At 71.2% G+C, this 17,180-nt stretch carries 13 protein-coding genes and 1 riboswitch; of the genes, 5 read left to right on the forward strand and 8 right to left on the reverse strand.

What is annotated here, in order from left to right:
* Positions 1-2: 2 nt before the first annotated feature.
* Together glcE and EZ242_RS16265 are read right to left on the reverse strand one after the other, a co-directional pair.
* Positions 3-1,097 (reverse strand): glycolate oxidase subunit GlcE, encoded by a 1,095-nt coding sequence (gene glcE / locus EZ242_RS16260; RefSeq protein ID WP_135286235.1) that lies wholly within the window; start codon positions 1,095-1,097, stop codon positions 3-5.
* A gap of 41 nt (positions 1,098-1,138) precedes the next feature.
* Positions 1,139-2,059, reverse strand: a complete 921-nt coding sequence (locus tag EZ242_RS16265) for an SMP-30/gluconolactonase/LRE family protein (protein ID WP_135286236.1) — start codon at positions 2,057-2,059, stop codon at positions 1,139-1,141.
* A 68-nt stretch (positions 2,060-2,127) separates the two neighbouring features.
* Between EZ242_RS16265 and EZ242_RS16270 the strand changes: the two genes are divergently transcribed.
* Entirely contained in the window at positions 2,128-2,814 is a 687-nt protein-coding gene (locus EZ242_RS16270) for a hypothetical protein (RefSeq protein WP_135286237.1), read from the forward strand.
* A gap of 58 nt (positions 2,815-2,872) precedes the next feature.
* Here the strand turns inward: EZ242_RS16270 and EZ242_RS16275 are convergent, their stop codons facing one another.
* The 4 genes from EZ242_RS16275 to EZ242_RS16290 all read right to left on the reverse strand — a co-directional run bounded on the left by EZ242_RS16275 (position 2,873) and on the right by EZ242_RS16290 (position 6,011).
* A complete protein-coding gene (locus EZ242_RS16275) occupies positions 2,873-3,172 on the reverse strand; it encodes a hypothetical protein (RefSeq protein ID WP_135286238.1) in 300 nt (99 codons plus the stop codon).
* Between the two features lie 177 nt (positions 3,173-3,349).
* Positions 3,350-4,855: an ammonium transporter gene (locus tag EZ242_RS16280; RefSeq protein WP_135286239.1), complete on the reverse strand. Its 1,506-nt coding sequence runs from the start codon at positions 4,853-4,855 to the stop codon at positions 3,350-3,352.
* A gap of 28 nt (positions 4,856-4,883) precedes the next feature.
* The gene (glnK, locus tag EZ242_RS16285) at positions 4,884-5,222 is read right to left on the reverse strand and encodes a P-II family nitrogen regulator (protein WP_135286240.1); all 339 of its coding nucleotides are present in this window, start codon (positions 5,220-5,222) and stop codon (positions 4,884-4,886) included.
* 24 nt (positions 5,223-5,246) lie between these two features.
* Positions 5,247-6,011: a TorF family putative porin gene (locus EZ242_RS16290; protein ID WP_135286241.1), complete on the reverse strand. Its 765-nt coding sequence runs from the start codon at positions 6,009-6,011 to the stop codon at positions 5,247-5,249.
* Between the two features lie 277 nt (positions 6,012-6,288).
* Between EZ242_RS16290 and EZ242_RS16295 the strand changes: the two genes are divergently transcribed.
* The 3 genes from EZ242_RS16295 to EZ242_RS16305 all read left to right on the forward strand — a co-directional run bounded on the left by EZ242_RS16295 (position 6,289) and on the right by EZ242_RS16305 (position 9,384).
* On the forward strand, positions 6,289-7,839 hold the full coding sequence (locus tag EZ242_RS16295) for a YifB family Mg chelatase-like AAA ATPase (protein ID WP_135286242.1): 1,551 nt from the start codon (positions 6,289-6,291) through the stop codon (positions 7,837-7,839).
* Positions 7,840-7,937: 98 nt separating this feature from the next.
* The gene (locus EZ242_RS16300; protein ID WP_135286243.1) at positions 7,938-8,462 is read left to right on the forward strand and encodes a CDC27 family protein; all 525 of its coding nucleotides are present in this window, start codon (positions 7,938-7,940) and stop codon (positions 8,460-8,462) included.
* On the forward strand, positions 8,455-9,384 hold the full coding sequence (locus EZ242_RS16305) for a hypothetical protein (protein ID WP_135286244.1): 930 nt from the start codon (positions 8,455-8,457) through the stop codon (positions 9,382-9,384). The genes EZ242_RS16300 and EZ242_RS16305 overlap by 8 nt, the downstream gene beginning before the upstream one ends.
* Here EZ242_RS16305 and metH read toward each other — a convergent pair.
* Positions 9,381-12,107, reverse strand: a complete 2,727-nt coding sequence (gene metH / locus EZ242_RS16310; protein WP_135286245.1) for a methionine synthase — start codon at positions 12,105-12,107, stop codon at positions 9,381-9,383. The two genes, EZ242_RS16305 and metH, sit on opposite strands and share 4 nt — an antisense overlap.
* Before the next feature lie 38 nt (positions 12,108-12,145).
* Positions 12,146-12,223, reverse strand: a riboswitch (S-adenosyl-L-homocysteine riboswitch).
* Positions 12,224-12,321: 98 nt separating this feature from the next.
* On the opposite strand from metH, the gene EZ242_RS16315 reads away from it, so the two are divergent.
* Complete coding sequence (locus tag EZ242_RS16315; protein ID WP_135286246.1) at positions 12,322-16,110, forward strand: CHASE domain-containing hybrid sensor histidine kinase/response regulator; 3,789 nt, start codon at positions 12,322-12,324, stop codon at positions 16,108-16,110.
* Here EZ242_RS16315 and EZ242_RS16320 read toward each other — a convergent pair.
* On the reverse strand, positions 16,092-17,138 hold the full coding sequence (locus EZ242_RS16320) for a homocysteine S-methyltransferase family protein (RefSeq protein WP_135286247.1): 1,047 nt from the start codon (positions 17,136-17,138) through the stop codon (positions 16,092-16,094). The genes EZ242_RS16315 and EZ242_RS16320 overlap by 19 nt on opposite strands.
* Positions 17,139-17,180 lie beyond the last annotated feature (42 nt).

The raw sequence follows: 17,180 nt of genomic DNA on the forward strand, positions 1-17,180 counted from the left end.
GGTCAGAGATCCGGGTGGAGACGGCCGGGATTGAAGATGCCGGCGGGGTCGAACTCGCGCTTGAGGGCGCGGTGGATGCGGTCCAGCGGCGGTGCGAGGGGATCGAGGCGCGGCGCGCGCGAAGTGTCGTTCGCACCGCCCGCCATGAAGAGGGTCGCGCTGCCGCCGACGGCGCGGGCCGCTTCGCGCAGGGCCCGCCCTTCGCCCGGCGTGGCGCGGACCCAGCGCTGGGCGCCGTGCCACTCGACATAGGGGACATCGGGCAGGTCCAGCACCGGGGCCGTCTGCGGGACCGAGAGGCGCCACAGGTCGCGATCGCCGCGTTCCTGGAACCAGGGCAGGCGCAGGTCGCGGCTGGCCGTCCAGTCGCCGGCCACGTCCGGCAGCCGCTCGCCGCCCAGCTTGCGGCAGGCGCTCTCCACCGCGGCCACGGCGCCGCGCAGGCGCAGGTACAGGCACGGGACGCCGGCATCGTCCACCCAGGCGCTGGCGTTCAGGGGCAGCGGCTGGCCGCCCCAGGCGTTGAGGCGCTCCAGCGCGCTGGCCTGGTCCATCTCGAAGCGCAGCGTGGCCTCGGCCGGCGCCACCGGCAGGACCTTGAGGCTCACCTCGGTGATCAGGCCCAGGCTGCCCCAGGCGCCGGCCATCAGGCGAGAGACGTCGTAGCCGGCCACGTTCTTCATCACCTGGCCGCCGAAGACCAGCGCTTCGCCGCGGCCGTTGACCATCTGCAGGCCGAGCACGAAGTCGCGCACGGCGCCGACGCTGGCGCGCGCCGGCCCGGACAAGCCTGCCGCCACCATGCCGCCGACGGTCGAGCCCTCGGCGTAGTGCGGCGGCTCGAAGGGAAGGCACTGGCCGTTCTCGGCCAGCAGGGCTTCGAGCTGCGCGAGCGGTGTTCCGGCGCGCACCGTGACCACCAACTCGCTCGGCTCGTAGCTCACCACGCCGGTGAGCGTTTGCGTGGACAGGACTTCGTGCGCCGCATCCGGCTGGCCGAAGAAGTCCTTGCTGCCGCCGCCTCGGATGCGCAGCGGGGTGCCGGCGGCGGCGCTTTGGCGGATGCGATCGACAAGAGGCGACAGTGCGGAGGCCATCGGGCGCGATGGTACGCGCTGCCCGCGCCGTCCCCGCGCTTTCAGTCGATGAAGAAGTCCACCGGCCGGCCGGGCGTGTCCACCTGTGCCCAGATGACATGGCCGCTCAGGGGCAGGCCCTGCAGCTCGTCGGCGGGCCGGCCCTGGCTGGCGGTGGTCACGTACAGCGTCCGCAGGTCCGGCCCGCCGAAGCAGGGCATGGTGGGGCAGCGAACCGGCAGCCGCAGGTCGCGCAGCACCTCGCCCTGCGGGGACAGCTGCAGCAGCCGGCCACCTTCGTAGAGGGCGCACCAGTAGTTGCCGTGCACGTCGATGGCCGCGCCGTCGGGGCGGCCGCCGTAGCCGGGCTGCCCCGGCTGCCAGCCGGCGGGCTTGGGGCTGAAGGCGTGGAAGCTGCGCTCGCCGCCCAGGCCTGCGGCCTGCGGTTCGAAATCCCAGGCGCGGATCAGGTGACGGCTGGTGTCGGCCCAGTACAGGGTCCGCGCGTCGGGGGCGAACGCCAGGCCGTTGGCATTGGTCACGCCATCGAGCTTGCGCACGAGGGTCGGCGCGCCGCTGCGGGCGTCCAGGCAGTAGAGGGCGGCGCCGGGCGCATCGCGCGGCTCGTAGATCGTGCCGGCCCAGAAGCGCCCTTGGCCGTCGGCCTTGCCGTCGTTGAAGCGGGTGGTGGCGGTGTCGTGCTGCGCCGGCGCGAGCAACGCCAGCGGCCCCTGCCACTGGCGTGCGCGGTAGATGCCGTCGCGCAGCGCGATCACCAGGCCGCCGCTGCGCGCCGGGGCGATGCAGCCGGGGGCGGACGGCATCGGCCAGCATTGCGCGCTCTCCTGGCCGGGCGCCACGCGCCACAGCTCGTTGGCCTCGTTGTCGATCCAGTACAGGCGCTGCTCGTCGGGATGCCAGAACGGAGATTCGCCGGTCTTGTGCGCCCGGGCGGTGAGGCTGCGCCACTCGAAGGAGTCCATGCGAGCCATTGTGCACAGGGCATGGTGCCGTGGGCACTCAGCCGCTAACATGGGCCGCCGGATCCGCCATGACTTCTGAACGTCCCCACCTTTCCCCCGCCCCCGTCGATGCCGCGACCGAGGCCGCGCGCTACGCCTTGCTGCGGCGCTTGGCCTTTGCGATCCGTCATGACCTGATGGCCGAGCTGCAGCCCATCACCATGACGGGCGAAGTCCTGGAGCGGCGCCTGGCGGCACCTCAGCCCGACCTCAAGCAGTTGCGCGAGTCGGCGGCGCGCATCACCGGGTTCTCGCGTGCGGCCGTGCGGTCCTGCCTGGACGTGATCACGTGGATGGCCCCCGAGCCCGGGCGGACCATGCCCGTTCAGCAGGTGGTCCGCGACACGGTCGACCTGCTGGGCAGCAGCTTCGGCTTCCGCGGCTTCGTCCTGCGCAACGACGCCATCGAGGCGCCGTGGAGCGTGCCGCGGACCGGTCTGCGGCAGCTCCTGCCGGCGTGCCTGTTCCTGCTGGCCGACGAGGCGGGCCCGCCCGCGGAGATCACCCTTGGCGCCCAGCTTGCCGACGGGCAGGTGCGGGTGGTGCTGTCGCTCGAACCGGTTGAAGGGCCCGAAGGCGTCCTGGGCGAGCCGCCCTACCGTGCGCTGAGCGCAGCCGAGGTGCAGCTGCTCGCACGAGCCGAGGGGATCGCTTTCACGCGCACGGGCGACCACATCGAGCTGGTGCTGGCGCAGGTGCCACCCGAAGGCGAGTGAGTCCGACCGGCCGCGCGGCCCGTTCGGCCTGGGGCGGTCGAACTTGTCATACCCGCGCTCAGACCGGCACGGTCGAGAAGCCCCCATCGAGGCCACCGTACTCCTGCAGACGGCCGAACTCCAGCCGGCCGTCGTGCAGCGCCGCCAGCATGTGTTCGAGCTGCTCCTCGTCCGGCTCCAGGTACACCATCACCTGCGCCGTGGCGTGGGGCCAGGCTGGCGTGTAGGGCACCTGGTCTTCAGCGACCCGGCGGGCGACGAAGCTGCCGTCGTCCAACCGGCCGAAGAGCACCACGCGCGGCGTGTCGGCTTTCGAATTCGCCACGCGCAACTCGCGGGGTTGTGAAGCGGTGGGCATGGAAACACCGTACTTCGCATGCGGCGCGGGGCGTGTAGGACCCTGTCCCAAGCGCGCTGCGTGCGCGCGTCTGTCCCGCGGGCATGAAAAAGGCCCGCCGAGTGGCGGGCCAAGGTCCTGGGAGACGTGCTCGTTGTCCAGGTGGAGGCCGCCGCAGCGGCCGTCGTCACCGGGAGTTCAGCGGTTGTAGGCGGTTTCGCCGTGGCTGCTGATGTCCAGGCCCTCGCGCTCTTCCTCTTCGCTCACGCGCAGGCCCACCAGCAGGTCGACGATCTTGTAGGCGATGAAGGCCACGACGGCGGACCAGATCACGGTAGTGATCACGCCCTGGAACTGCACCCACACCTGGCCGGCGATGGAGTACTCGGGGTTCACCGCGTTGGCCACGTAGTCGTACACGCCCGTGCCGCCCAGCGAGGGGGCCGCGAACACGCCGGTCAGCAAGGCGCCGACGATGCCGCCGACGCCGTGCACGCCGAACACGTCCAGCGAGTCGTCGGCACCCAGCATGCGCTTGAGGCCGTTGACGCCCCAGAGGCACACCAGGCCGGACACCAGGCCGATCACGATGGCGCCCATCGGGCCCACGAAGCCGCAGGCCGGCGTGATGGCCACCAGGCCGGCGACGGCGCCGGAGGCGGCGCCCAGCATGGAGGCCTTGCCCTTGGACATGGCCTCACCGGCGATCCAGGCCAGCGTGGCAGCGGCCGTGGCGACCAGGGTGTTGACGAAGGCCAGGGCGGCCACGCCGTTGGCTTCCAGGTTGGAGCCGGCGTTGAAGCCGAACCAGCCCACCCACAGCAGCGAGGCGCCGACCATGGTCAGGGTCAGGCTGTGCGGCGTGAGCGATTCCTTGCCGTAGCCGATGCGCTTGCCCACCAGGTAGGCACCCACCAGCGCGGCGACGCCGGCGTTGATGTGCACTACGGTGCCGCCCGCGAAGTCCAGCGCGCCCTTGGCCCACAGCCAGCCGGCGTTGGCCGTCACGGTCTCCAGCGAGGCAGCGTCGGTGATCGCGTCCGGGCCGTCCCAGTACCAGACCATGTGCGCGATGGGCAGGTAGGAGAAGGTGAACCAGATCACCACGAACAGCAGCACCGCGGAGAACTTGATGCGCTCGGCGAAGGAGCCGACGATCAGCGCGCAGGTGATGGCCGCGAAGGTGGCCTGGAAGCCGACGAAGCTCAGCTCCGGAATCACCACGCCCTTGCTGAAGGTGGCACCGACCGATTCCGGCGTGACCCCCAGCAGGAACAGCTTGTCGAAGCCGCCGATGAAGGGACTGCCGCCCGTGAAGGCCAGGCTGTAGCCGTACAGGGCCCACAGCACGTAGATCAGCGAACTGACCACGAAGACCTGCATGAGCACGGACAGCATGTTCTTGCTGCGCACCAGGCCGCCGTAGAACAGGGCCAGGCCCGGCAGGGTCATGAGGATGACCAGCAGGGTGGCCGTGGTGATGAAGGCGGTGTCGCCCTTGTTGGGAACCGGGGCCGCGGCGGCCTCGGCAGGCGCAGCGGGCGCGGTGGCGGCGGGGGCCGCAGCCGCAGGCGCCGCCGCTTCGGCGGCGGGGGCGGCCGTCGCGGCCGGGGCGGCGGCGGGCGCGGGGGCTTGTGCCAGCGCGGCACCGCCTCCGCTCAGGAGGCCCAGCCCCAGGGCCAGGCAGGCAAGAAGCTTTCGCATGGGTTGCACTCTCTTCAGGTTGGGGGGTTCAAAGGGCTTCCTTGCCGGTCTCGCCGGTGCGGATGCGGATGACCTGCTCGAGGTCGTAGACGAAGACCTTGCCGTCGCCGATCTTGCCGGTGCGGGCCGAGCCTTCGATGGCTTCGATCACGCGCTCGACCAGGTCGTCGGAAATGGCGGCCTCGATCTTCACCTTGGGGAGGAAATCGACCACGTACTCCGCGCCCCGGTAGAGCTCGGTGTGGCCTTTCTGGCGCCCGAAGCCCTTGACTTCGGTGACGGTGATGCCCTGCACGCCGATCGCCGACAGGGCCTCACGCACCTCGTCGAGCTTGAAGGGCTTGATGATGGCGGTGACGAGTTTCATGGAAGCTCCTTGAGGGGGAACGGTTCAGAAGGTCTTCTTCAGGCCGAGCACCAGGCCGGACTTGCCCAGGTCGCGGTTGCCGCTGCCCACGAGGGTGGCGGGCGCGCCGAAGCGGTCGTCCCAGTTGGTGCCGACCACGGCGGCCGAACCGACGAAGCCGTCGCCGAAGTCCTTGGCCAGCGTGATCGCGTAGTCGCGGTACGTGCCGAAGTTGTCGATGCGCTGCCAGCCCACGTGCGGCACCACGCTGAAGCCGTTGCCCAGGTCGAACGTGGCCGACAGGTCCAGGTAGCCGCTGCCCTTGCTGTTGGCCGCGCCGAAGAGCGTGGTCATGGCGTGCGAGTACTTGATCGTGGCCGGGCCGGCGCTCAGTGCACCGTAAAGCTCGAAGGTGTTGGCGTTCTCGCCGGTGACCGTGGACAGGTTGTTGTTGGGGTACCAGTAGAAGAGGCCGCCCAGGTCGTAGCCGACCGAGTCGGTCAGCGCGCCCTTGTAGCCGCCGTACAGGTCGATCTCGACCTTCCCGTCCAGGCTCGGCGCCGCGCTGTCTTCGATCCAGCGGATGGTGGAGCCCCACAGGCCCGCATAGAAGCCGCTGGAGTGCGCCACGTCCAAGCCGCCTTGCAGGGCCGGGCGCTTGGCGCTCTGCGAAATGCCGCGGTAGCGGTAGTCGCTCACGACCCCGATGTTGTACGAGACCGTGTAGTCGGGCGCCGGCGCCGCCGTCTGGGCGAAGACGGTGCCGGACAGGACCAGAGTGGACAGAAGCGCAGCAGCTCTGAGGGACATGTTTTTCTCCGTGCTTGGGACTGGGTTGGATTTGGTAGGGAAAGCGCAAGGGGCTGCTAGCACGAGGCGTGCCAGTGCGGTCGAGAAGGGCTTGCCTGCAGCGGGCCACTCCGGTGCATGGCTGACACCACCGGTGCGCACGGTCGCGCAAGGACGCACCGGTGCCGGGCGCCGGACGGCCAGTAACGCACCAGCGGCGTGCGTGCGGCGCCCCAGCGCACCATCGAAGAGCGTGAGGTCCAAAGGACTAAGATGCCGCCCGCACGGAGAAACAAGCATGAGCCTGGCCTCGATCCGCAGCCGCGCGCTGCTCGGCATGCACGCCGCACCCGTTACCGTGGAAGTGCACCTGGCCAATGGCCTGCCCAGCTTCACGCTGGTGGGCCTGGCCGACGTGGAGGTCAAGGAGGCGCGCGAGCGCGTGCGCTCGGCCCTGCTCAATTGCGGGCTGGACTTCCCGCACAACAAGCGCATCACCGTGAACCTGGCGCCGGCCGACCTGCCCAAGGACACCGGCCGCTACGACCTGCCGATCGCGCTGGGCATCCTTGCGGCCAGCGGCCAGCTGGATGCGGCGGCGCTGGAAGGCCACGAGTTCATGGGCGAGCTCTCGCTGGCGGGAGCGCTGCGGCCCGTGCGGGGCGCGCTGGCGATGAGCCTGGCCCTGCACGCGAGCGCGGAGCCCGTGGCGCTGGTGCTGCCGCCACACAGTGCCGAGGAAGCCGCGCTGGTGCCGGGAGCCCAGGTCTGGCGCGCCGCGCACCTGCTGGAGGTGGTGCAGCACTTCCGACCCGCCGCCACGGACGCGGACGGTGGAGGCCCGCCCGCCGGGCTGCAGCGCCCGGCACCCCCGGCGCCGGCGCCCGCGGAAACCGGCCCGGACCTCGCCGAGGTCAAGGGCCAGGCCGCGGCGCGGCGTGCGCTGGAGATCGCCGCAGCCGGCGCCCATGCCCTGCTGCTGGTCGGTCCGCCCGGCTCGGGCAAGTCCATGCTCGCCCAGCGCTTCGCCGGCCTCTTGCCCCCGATGACGGTGCTGCAGGCGCTGGAGAGTGCGGCCGTGGCGAGCCTGGCCGGCGGCTTCCGGCTGGAGCACTGGTCGCGCCGACCCACCCGCAGTCCGCATCACTCGGCCAGCGCGGTGGCCCTGGTGGGCGGCGGCAGCCCGCCCCGGCCGGGCGAAATCTCGCTGGCCCACCAGGGCGTGCTGTTCCTGGACGAGCTGCCGGAGTTTCCGCGCGCGGCGCTGGAGGCGCTGCGCGAGCCGCTGGAGACGGGCCGCATCCATATCGCGCGGGCCGCGCGCCAGTCCGAGTTCCCGGCGGCCTTCCAGCTGGTCGCGGCCATGAACCCCTGCCCCTGCGGCTGGCTGGGCTGCGCCCACAAGGCCTGCCGCTGCAGCCCGGACCAGGTCGCCCGCTACCAGGGCCGCTTGAGCGGACCGCTGCTGGACCGCATCGACCTGCAGGTCGAGGTGCCGGCCCTGGCGCCGCAAGAGCTGCTGGAGGCCGCGAGCGGCGAGTCGAGCGCGCAGGTGCGGGCACGCTGCATCGCGGCCCGCGAACGGGCGATCGCGCGCCAGGGGTGCCCCAACCAGGCCCTCGCGGGCGCACCGCTCGACGAGCACGCGGCCCTGGATGCCCCGGCGCGCAGCTTCCTGCAGTCCGCCGCCACGCGCCTGGGCTGGAGCGCCCGGGCCACCCATCGGGTGCTGCGGGTGGCGCGCAGCATCGCCGACCTGGCGGGCGAGGCGCGCGTTGCCGCTCCGCACTTGGCGGAGGCCATCCAGCTGCGCCGCGGCTTGTCGAAAGCGGCTGGGACAGGACACTAGGCCGGGAGGCGCACCACTGTCAATCTTGACGCCGCGCCAGCCAGTCGTCAGACCCAACCGATAGCTTCCACGCTTCCGCAACCCCAGGGAGAAGCTCCGTGAACCTGTCCGACACCCGCGCCCGCGCCTCCGCCGCACCACCGCCGCCCGAGCCGCGGCGCCCGGCGATCGAGCGCCTGGTGCAGGCCTTTCTCGTCGATGGCCTGAGCCTGTCGCACCTGCGCCGCATCAGCCCGGAGCATCTCGAAGCGCGCTACGAGGACGCGCGCCGGCGCCTCATGGACGGCGATGCGCACGAAGCCCTGCCGGCGCTGGCGGAGCTGGTGGCCCTCAATCCCTGGGACGCGCGCTTCGAGTTCGCCTTCGGGCTGGCGCTGCAGCTCGAAGGCCAGCACGAACGGGCCGTGCCCCACTACCTGCAGTCGCTCCTGCTCGATCCGCAGCAGCCGGGCTGCGCTTTGCGGCTGGGGGAGTGCATGGAACGCCTGGGCGAGCATGCGGCGGCGCTGGAGGCGTACCGTCGCTGCCTCGCCAGCGCATCGGCGGCGCCGGCGGATGCGCAAGTGCTTCCGTACGCGCAAGCGGGCATCGAGCGACTCGCAAGGGGAGCCGGTCGTGCTTAGCGTGGCCAGGCACCAGGCCACCCCTGTGGCACGGTCCGGGCCGGCTCTCGCCCGGGGGGACGACAAGTTCGACGAAGCACCGGCGCAGCTCACGCCGCCCCGCGGCGCCGGCCTCACGGAGATGCCTCGCCAGTGCTGCGCCGCCCGCCTGCGAGAAGGCCTCGTCGATGTCGGCATCGGCCTCGTGGCCCTGTGCAGCGCCGGTGGCGCACTCGCCGGCGCCGTGGTGCTGGAGCATCTGGCGCGTGACGCGGACGAGCCGGTCCCGGACCGCACGCGCTGGCTGCTGGCGCTCTATGCGCTCAGCGCGCTGGTGAGCGCGGCCGACGCGCTCCTGGCGGCGCGTGACCTGCGGCGCAGCAGCCGGGAGCGCGCGCCGCTCGACCCCGGCAGCGGACTGGTGGCGCGGACCTTGATGGCAGCAGGCCGCTGCTGCGGTGCGGGCGCACCCGCCCTGCTCGCCCGCTCGGAGACCGTGCTGGCGCCTTGCGGCATGGCCGTGGCGGTGCTGCTCGGTTTCGTTCGCGGTGAGGCCGGAATCTCGGCGTGGCCCTTGGGATCCGCGCAGACACGCGCGTGGGAGCTGGATCATGCGGCGGCCGTGGCGCTCACCGGCGTGCTGCGCCTTGTGCTGTCGGTACTGGGCGCTGGCCGGCCGCGGCAGGAGCCGCCAATGCCGAGGCTGCAGCGCGCCGCCGACGAGGAGTTGGTCATTTCCACACCGCCTGCCCTCACCGCTCGGCCGGATGTGCGGGTGTTGCCGGCGCCGTGCACGTCGGCCAGGGCCCCGACGATCGCCACACTTGTCGCCTGGCCAGACCCCGACGAAGACGCCGCCGCCGGGCTACCTCCCAGCTTGTCGTGCAGCGAACTTGGAAGGGAGGACTCCGAGCAGCCGGGAACCTTACCCGGGCAAATCTAGAGGTTGGGCGCCAGCAGCCGCTCCAGCTGGGCTCGCTCCACCCCTCGCCGACGCGCCTGGTCCTCCACCTGGTCCGGGCCGATCGGGCCGACGTTGAAGTAGCGCGCCTCCGGGTGGCCGATGTAGAAGCCGCTCACGCTCGCCGCCGGCGTCATGGCCAGGCTGTCGGTGAGGTCCATGCCGATCTCGCGCGCGTTCAGCAGCTCGAACATCTCGCGCTTGACGCTGTGGTCCGGGCAGGCGGGGTAGCCCGGCGCCGGGCGGATGCCGCGGTACTTTTCGCGGATCAGGTCTTCATTGGACAGCTGCTCGTCGGCCGCATAGCCCCACAGGTCGCGCCGCACCCGCGCGTGCAGGCATTCGGCGAAGGCTTCGGCCAGGCGGTCGGCCAGGGCCTTGAGCATGATGGCCGAGTAGTCGTCGTGGTCGTCCAGGAAGTACTTCTCCTTGGCTTCCACGCCGATGCCGGCGGTCACGGCGAACAGGCCCACGTAGTCGTCGGCGACGCCGCGCGGCGCCACGAAATCGGCCAGCGCGCGGCTCGGACGCATCACGCCCTCGATGGCCTGCTTTTCGGTCTGCTGCCGCAGGCCCCACCAGGTCATGGCCACCTGCCGCCGCGTCTCGTCGGTGTAGAGCTCGATGTCATCGTCCACGCTGTTGGCCGGCCAGAAGCCCATGACCGCGCTGGCGGTGAGCCAGCGCCCCTCGACCAGGCGCTTGAGCATGCGCTGGCCGTCCGAGAACACGCGCACCGCCTCGCTGCCCACCACCTCGTCCTTCAGGATGGCCGGGAACGGTCCCGCGAGGTCCCAGGTCTGGAAGAACGGTCCCCAGTCGATGTAGCGGGCCAGCTCGCCGAGGTCGAAATTGCGGAAGACGCGGCGGCCGAGGAACTTGGGACGCGGCGGCGTGTAGCCGGCCCAGTCGATGGGCGTGCGGTTCGCGCGGGCCTGCGCCAGCGGCCACAGCACCGCGCGCTTCTTGTTCGCGTGCTGCTGGCGCACCTTCTCGTAGTCGGCATTCACCTCGGCGATGTAGCGGCTCGCCTGCTCGGACAGCAGGCTCTGCGCCACGCCCACGCTGCGCGAGGCATCGGGCACGTAGACCACCGGTCCCTCGTAGTGCGGCGCGATCTTCACGGCCGTGTGCACGCGGCTGGTGGTCGCCCCGCCGATCAGGAGCGGGATCTTCCGCAGGCGGAAGTGCTCGTCCTTCTGCATCTCGCTGGCCACGACCTGCATCTCCTCCAGCGAGGGCGTGATCAGGCCCGACAGGCCCACGATGTCCGCGCCTTCCACCTTGGCGCGCGCCAGGATCTCGTGGCAGGGCACCATCACGCCCATGTTCACCACCTCGAAGTTGTTGCACTGCAGGACCACCGTGACGATGTTCTTGCCGATGTCGTGCACGTCCCCCTTGACTGTGGCGATGACGATCTTGCCCTTGGCCCGCACGTCCTGGCCGGCGGCTTCCTGCTGCTTCTTTTCTTCCTCGATGTAGGGGATGAGGTGGGCCACGGCCTGCTTCATCACGCGCGCCGACTTCACCACCTGCGGCAGGAACATCTTGCCCTGGCCGAACAGGTCGCCCACGATGTTCATGCCGTCCATGAGCGGCCCTTCGATCACATGCAGCGGGCGCCCGCCCCGGGCCAGCACCTCCTGGTACGCCTCCTCGGTGTCGGTGACGATGTGGTCGTTGATGCCGTGCACCAATGCGTGCGACAGGCGCTGGGCCACGGGCGCGGCGCGCCATTCGTTGCGCTTGCCCTCGTCGCGCGCCGCGCCCTTGGCCTGCTCGGCGATCTCGACCAGGCGCTCGCCCGCGTCAGGCCGCCGATTGAGCACCACGTCCTCGACCCGTTCGCGCAGCATGGGCTCCAGCTCGTCGTACACGCCCACCATGCCGGCGTTGACGATGCCCATGTCCATGCCGGCGCGGATGGCGTGGTAGAGGAACACCGTGTGGATGGCCTCGCGCACCGGGTCGTTGCCGCGGAAGGAGAAGCTCACGTTGGACACGCCACCCGAGACCTTGGCGCCCGGCAGGTGCTGCTTGATCCAGCGCGTGGCCTCGATGAAGTCCACGGCGTAGTTGTCGTGCTCCTCGATGCCGGTGGCGATGGCGAAGATGTTGGGGTCGAAGATGATGTCCTCGGGCGGGAAGCCCACCTGATCCACCAGCAGCCGGTAGGCGCGTTCGCAGATCGTCGTCTTGCGCGCGAAGGTGTCGGCCTGGCCCTGCTCGTCGAAGGCCATGACCACCGTGGCGGCGCCGTAGCGGCGGATCAGGCGGGCCTGGCGCAGGAACTCGGCCTCGCCTTCCTTGAGGCTGATGGAGTTCACGATGCCCTTGCCCTGCAGGCAGCGCAGGCCGGCCTCGATCACCTCCCACTTGGAGCTGTCCACCATCACCGGCACGCGCGCGATGTCGGGCTCGCTGGCCATCAGGTTCAGGAATCGCACCATGGCGGCCTTGCTGTCCAGCATGGCCTCGTCCATGTTCACGTCGATCACCTGGGCGCCGTTGTCCACCTGCTGGCGCGCCACGGCCAGGGCCTGCTCGAACTCGCCCTGCAGGATCAGCCGCGCGAAGGCACGCGAGCCGGTGACGTTGGTGCGCTCGCCGATGTTGACGAACAGGGACCCGGTTTCCACGCTGAGGGGCTCGAGCCCGCACAGGCGCAGGGGTGGGACGGGAATGGAGGCTGTGTCGGGCATGGTTCACCTGCTGCGGAAGCGGCCGGGGCCGGCCAAACGCGAGGTGAGCGCCGTTGGGAATGCTCTCAAGCCTGACGGCGAAAACCTGTCTCGCCGCTGCAACGCTCCTTGAGGAGGCGTGATTCTACCGAAGCCTTTGCCGGCTCCGCGACGCGGTTGGGGCGCCCGGACATGAGAAGCTGCGGCTGAGTCAGAAATCACCTCCCTCGTGCCGATGTCCTTCATCCCCAGCCTGCCGCGCCAGCGGCGCGTGCCCGTGCCGTCGCCTGAGCGCGCCCTGCGCCCCAAGCTGGTCTGCGCGGTCATTTTCCTGGGGGGCTTGGGCGTCACCATCGCGGCGGCGCTGGGCGCCCGCGCCAGCGTGCAGGCGGAGACGCAGATGCGGTTCCGGCTGCAGGCCGAGCGGCTGACATCGGAACTCGAGCGCCGCATGCAGGTCGTCGAGCACGTGCTCAAGGGCACCCGGGCAACGCTGCAGGCGGCGCCGGATCTGTCGCACCCGCAGTTTCGCGCCTACATCGACGGCCGCGAAACCTCGCGCTACTTCCCCGGCGTGGCGGGGTTGGGCGTGATCGAGCAGGTGGACGCCGAATCCGCGGCCGCCTTCGTGGCGCGCCAGCATGCGCTGGGCAGCCCGGGCTTCTCCCTGCGGGCCGCGCCGCAACCGGGGCCGATGATGGTGGTGCGGACCGTGGAGCCGCTGGAGGCGAACGCCGCCCTGGTGGGCTGGGACCTGCGCGCCGATCCCGCGCGCCTGAAGGCCGTGCAGGAGGCGCTGCGTACGGGGCAGGTCACGCTCAGCGGGCCCGTGCGCTTCGATGCTTCAGGCGAGGACATCGGATGGATGGTGGTGGCGCCCGCCACTGCAGCGGGCGACCCGGTCCAGCTCGTCTTCGCCTCGCTGCGCATCCGGGACGTGATGGGCAAGCTGGCCGAGTTCATCGGACCCTGGCTGGATTTCCAGCTGTTCGACGGCGAGTCGGCGACGCCGGCCACGCTGCTCTTCGACAGCCGCACGATGTCGCCCTCGCATCCGCCGGTCGCCACCCCAACCAACCTGCGCCGCGAGCTGCCCCTGAAGCTGGGCGAGCGCACGCTCATCTTGCGCGCGGCGGCCACGCCCGCACTGGGCTTGGGCCAGGGTGGCAAGCTCTCGCTGGTCATCGGGCTGGGCGGCACGCTGCTCAGTGCCCTGCTGGCACTGGCGTCCTGGCTGCTGATGTCCGCGCAAAGCCGCGCGCGCCAGCTGGCCGCCGAGATGACGGCCGACCTGCAGCGCATGGCCCGGGTCGTGGAGCGCACCTCGCGGGCCGTGCTGGGCCTGGACCTGCAAGGGCACATCCTGTGGGCCAACGCCGGCTTCGAGCGGCTCACCGGCCTGGGCGCCCTCGAGTGCGTCGGCCGCCAGGCCAGCACGCTGCCCGAGATCGCCGGGGTCGACCCAGCCGCGCGGCGGGAGCTGCAGGTCGCCATCCTGCGCCGGGAAGCGCGCCGCTTCGAAGTCGAGAACCAGTTGCGCGATGGCGTGCGCTACTGGACCGACAACGAGCTGCAGCCCACCCGCGACAACGAAGGCCGCGTCAGCGGCTTCATCTGCATCGCCACCGACATCACGCGCCGCAAGCAAGCGGAGCTGCGCCTGCAGGACAGCGAGCACCTGATGCGCATCATCGCGGACAACCTGCCCGGCCGTGTCTCCTACTGGGACCGCGATCGGCGCTGTCGCTTCGTCAACCGGCGCTTCTGCGAGGTCTTCCGCCGCAGCCCCGAGACGCTCAAGGGTCAGCCCCTCTCGGCTGAAATCTTCGGCGAAGCCTTCTACGAGGAGCTGCTGCCCCACGTGGAACGGGTGCTGCAGGGCGAACCCCAGTACTTCGAGCACGAGGCGACCGATGCGGCGGGGCGCACGACCACCTGGCAGCTGCACTACCTGCCGGACCAGGAGTCGGGCGAGGTGCGCGGCTTCTTCGTGCTGGCGCTGGACGTGACGGAGCTGCGGCGCGCCCGCGACCATGCCGTGGAGGCGAGCCAGGCCAAGAGCCGCTTCCTCTCCAGCATGAGCCACGAGATCCGCACGCCGCTGAACGCCGTCATGGGCATGCTGGCCCTGCTGCGCGGGACCGCCCTGGACACTCGCCAGCGCGACTACGCAGACAAGGCCGGACGCGCGGCGCAGTCGCTGCTCGCCTTGCTCAACGACATCCTGGACCTGGCCAAGATCGAGGCCGGCAAGATGAGCCTAGCCCCCCGCGTCTTCGCGCTGGAGGACCTGCTGCGCGATCTGTCGGTCATCTTCGCCGCCAACGTGGGGCCCAAGGACGTCGAGGTGCTGTTCGAGCTGGACCCGCAGCTGCCGTCCCACCTGCTGGCCGATGACCTGCGGCTGCGGCAGGTGCTGATCAACCTGGGCGGCAACGCCATCAAGTTCACGGAACGCGGCGAAGTCGTCCTGCAGATCGACCTGCTGTCGCAAACCGAGGGCATGGCCCGCCTGCGAATTTCGGTGCGCGACACCGGCATCGGATTGTCCGCGCAGGCGCAGCAGCGCATCTTCAGCGACTTCGACCAGGGCAGCGCGAGCACGGCGCGGGAGTTCGGCGGCACCGGCCTGGGCCTGGGCATCTGCCAGAAACTGCTGGCGCTCATGGGCAGCCGCCTGCAGCTGGAGAGCGCGCCGGGCCAGGGCAGCCGCTTCTGGTTCGAGCTGGACCTGCCCGTGCCCGCGCAGCTTCCCCTCGCCCGTGCGCCGGGCGCGGCACGCCGCATCCACAAGGTGCTGATGGTCGACGACAACGCCGAAGCGCGCGAAAGCCTGGGCACCATGGCGCGCGGGCTGGGCTGGGTGGTGGACCTCGCATCCAGCGCGGCGGAGGCGCTGGCCCTGCTCGCCAAGGCGCCGGCCTACGACGCCGTGTTCATCGACTGGCGCATGCCCGACATGGACGGCTGGCAGGTCAGCGCCCGCATCCGCGCGCTGCCCGCCGGCGCCAGCGCCCCGCTGGTGGTCATGGTCACGGCCTATGGCCGCGAAATGCTCAGCCAGCGCTCGGAGCAGGAGCAGGCCTTGCTCGACGGCTTCCTCGTCAAGCCGGTCACGGCGGCCATGCTGCAGGACGCGCTGGAACGCGCAACGGCCGCACCGATACGGCCCGCAACCGCATCGGCGCCGGCTCGCGGCAGCCGGCCGCTGGCCGGCATGCGCCTGCTGCTGGTGGAGGACAACGCGACCAACCAGCAGGTGGCGCAGGAGCTGCTCGCGAGCCAGGGCGCCGAAGTCGACCTGGCCGAAGACGGTCGGCAGGGGCTGGAGCGGATCCGCCGCCATCCCGAGCGCTTCGACGCCGTGCTGATGGACGTGATGATGCCGGTCATGGACGGCCACGCCGCCGCCCGGGCGGTGCGCGAGGAGCTGGGCAACTGGCGCCTGCCCATCATCGCCATGACCGCCAATGCGCTGGAGAGCGACCGGGTGGAAAGCCTGGCCGCCGGCATGAACGACCACGTGGGCAAGCCCTTCAACATCGACGAGCTGGTGGGGACGCTGCTGCGCCACGTGCGCCCCGGCACGGCGAGCGAGTCGGCGTCAGCCCCGGTGCCGCTGGACAGCCAGCCGGTTCCCGAGAACGGTCCCGCGGTCCTCGACGTCTTCGCGGCCGTGGAGCGGCTGGGCGGCGACCAGGCGCTCTACCAACGCCTGGTGCCCAGCTTCGCCGAAAGCCTGCGCGGCATCGCCGCGCGCCTGCCCAGTCTCCTGAATTCCGTGCCCCAGCCCGAGGCCGTGCGCCTGCTGCACACGCTCAAGGGCTCGGCGGCCACGCTGGGCGCCCAGCGCCTGTCGGAGGCGGCCGCCCGTGCGGAGCGCCTGCTGAAGCAGGACGCGTCCCCCGGCGGTGGGGCGGACGAGGCCTTGCAGGAAGTTGCCGGAGACATTGGCGAGACGCTGCTGGCTCTGGCGGCGCTCGACGCCCCGGAGGGCGAGGCCGCTCAGGCCGCGTCGCGGTAGAAGGCGGGCTGACGCAGCGCCCGCGCGGTCTGCGGCGCCACGGTGTCGCGGATCGCCGCGATGTGCGCGGGCGTGGTGCCGCAGCAGCCGCCCACGATGTTGATGAGGCCCTCGGCCGCGAACTCGCCCAGCAGGCGCGACGTGACCTCGGGCGTCTCGTCGAACCCGGTCTCGCTCATGGGATTGGGCAGCCCGGCGTTGGGGTAGCAGCTGATGAACGTGTCCTCGGCCACCCGCGCGAGCTCCTGCACGTAGGGCCGCATGAGGGCCGCGCCGAGCGCGCAGTTCAGGCCCACCGCCAGGGGCCGGGCGTGGCGCACGCTGTACCAGAAGGCCTGCACGGTCTGGCCGCTCAGGATGCGGCCGGACGCGTCGGTGACCGTCCCGCTGATGATGATCGGCAGGCGCTCGCCCGACTGCTCGAAGTACTCGTCGATGGCGAAGAGCGCCGCCTTGGCATTGAGCGTGTCGAAGATGGTCTCCACCAGCAGCAGGTCGACGCCGCCCTCGGCCAGGGCCTGCACCTGCTCCAGGTAGGCGGCGCGCAGCTGCTCGAAGTCCACGTTGCGGGCGCTGGGATCGTTCACGTCGGGACTGATGCTGGCCGTGCGCGGCGTCGGGCCCAGCGCGCCGGCCACGAAGCGCGGGTGCTCGGGCGTGGCGAAGCGGTCGGCGGCCTCGCGGGCGATGCGGGCGGACGCCAGGTTCAGCTCCCGCGCCAGGCCGCCCAGCGCATAGTCGTCCTGGGCGATGGAGGTGGCGCCGAAGGTGTTGGTCTCCAGGATGTCCGCCCCGGCGGCCAGGAAGGCCTCGTGGATGTCGCGGATGACGTCGGGCCGGGTGAGGCTGAGCAGCTCGCCGTTGTTGCGCAGGTCCTTGCCGTGGTCCTTGAAGCGCTCGCCGCGCACCTGTTCCTCGGACAGGCGCAGGCGCTGGATCATGGTGCCCATGGCGCCGTCGATGATGACGATGCGCCGGGGCAGCAGGTCGGCCAGCGCCTGGCCCCGGGTGTAGCGGATGGCGTTCATCGGCCGATTGTAGGAAGTGGCGGCGAACGCACGAGAATGGCG

The sequence above is a fragment of the Ramlibacter rhizophilus genome, assembly GCF_004681965.1.
Taxonomy (GTDB): domain Bacteria; phylum Pseudomonadota; class Gammaproteobacteria; order Burkholderiales; family Burkholderiaceae_C; genus Ramlibacter; species Ramlibacter rhizophilus.

What these genes read in the sequence shown, in the direction of transcription:
- glcE (WP_135286235.1), bottom strand. Translation starts at nt 1,097, where the DNA reads ATGGCCTCCGCACTGTCGCCTCTTGTCGATCGCATCCGCCAAAGCGCC.
- EZ242_RS16265 (WP_135286236.1), bottom strand. Translation starts at nt 2,059, where the DNA reads ATGGACTCCTTCGAGTGGCGCAGCCTCACCGCCCGGGCGCACAAGACC.
- EZ242_RS16270 (WP_135286237.1), top strand. Translation starts at nt 2,128, where the DNA reads ATGACTTCTGAACGTCCCCACCTTTCCCCCGCCCCCGTCGATGCCGCG.
- EZ242_RS16275 (WP_135286238.1), bottom strand. Translation starts at nt 3,172, where the DNA reads ATGCCCACCGCTTCACAACCCCGCGAGTTGCGCGTGGCGAATTCGAAA.
- EZ242_RS16280 (WP_135286239.1), bottom strand. Translation starts at nt 4,855, where the DNA reads ATGCGAAAGCTTCTTGCCTGCCTGGCCCTGGGGCTGGGCCTCCTGAGC.
- glnK (WP_135286240.1), bottom strand. Translation starts at nt 5,222, where the DNA reads ATGAAACTCGTCACCGCCATCATCAAGCCCTTCAAGCTCGACGAGGTG.
- EZ242_RS16290 (WP_135286241.1), bottom strand. Translation starts at nt 6,011, where the DNA reads ATGTCCCTCAGAGCTGCTGCGCTTCTGTCCACTCTGGTCCTGTCCGGC.
- EZ242_RS16295 (WP_135286242.1), top strand. Translation starts at nt 6,289, where the DNA reads ATGAGCCTGGCCTCGATCCGCAGCCGCGCGCTGCTCGGCATGCACGCC.
- metH (WP_135286245.1), bottom strand. Translation starts at nt 12,107, where the DNA reads ATGCCCGACACAGCCTCCATTCCCGTCCCACCCCTGCGCCTGTGCGGG.
- EZ242_RS16315 (WP_135286246.1), top strand. Translation starts at nt 12,322, where the DNA reads ATGTCCTTCATCCCCAGCCTGCCGCGCCAGCGGCGCGTGCCCGTGCCG.
- EZ242_RS16320 (WP_135286247.1), bottom strand. Translation starts at nt 17,138, where the DNA reads ATGAACGCCATCCGCTACACCCGGGGCCAGGCGCTGGCCGACCTGCTG.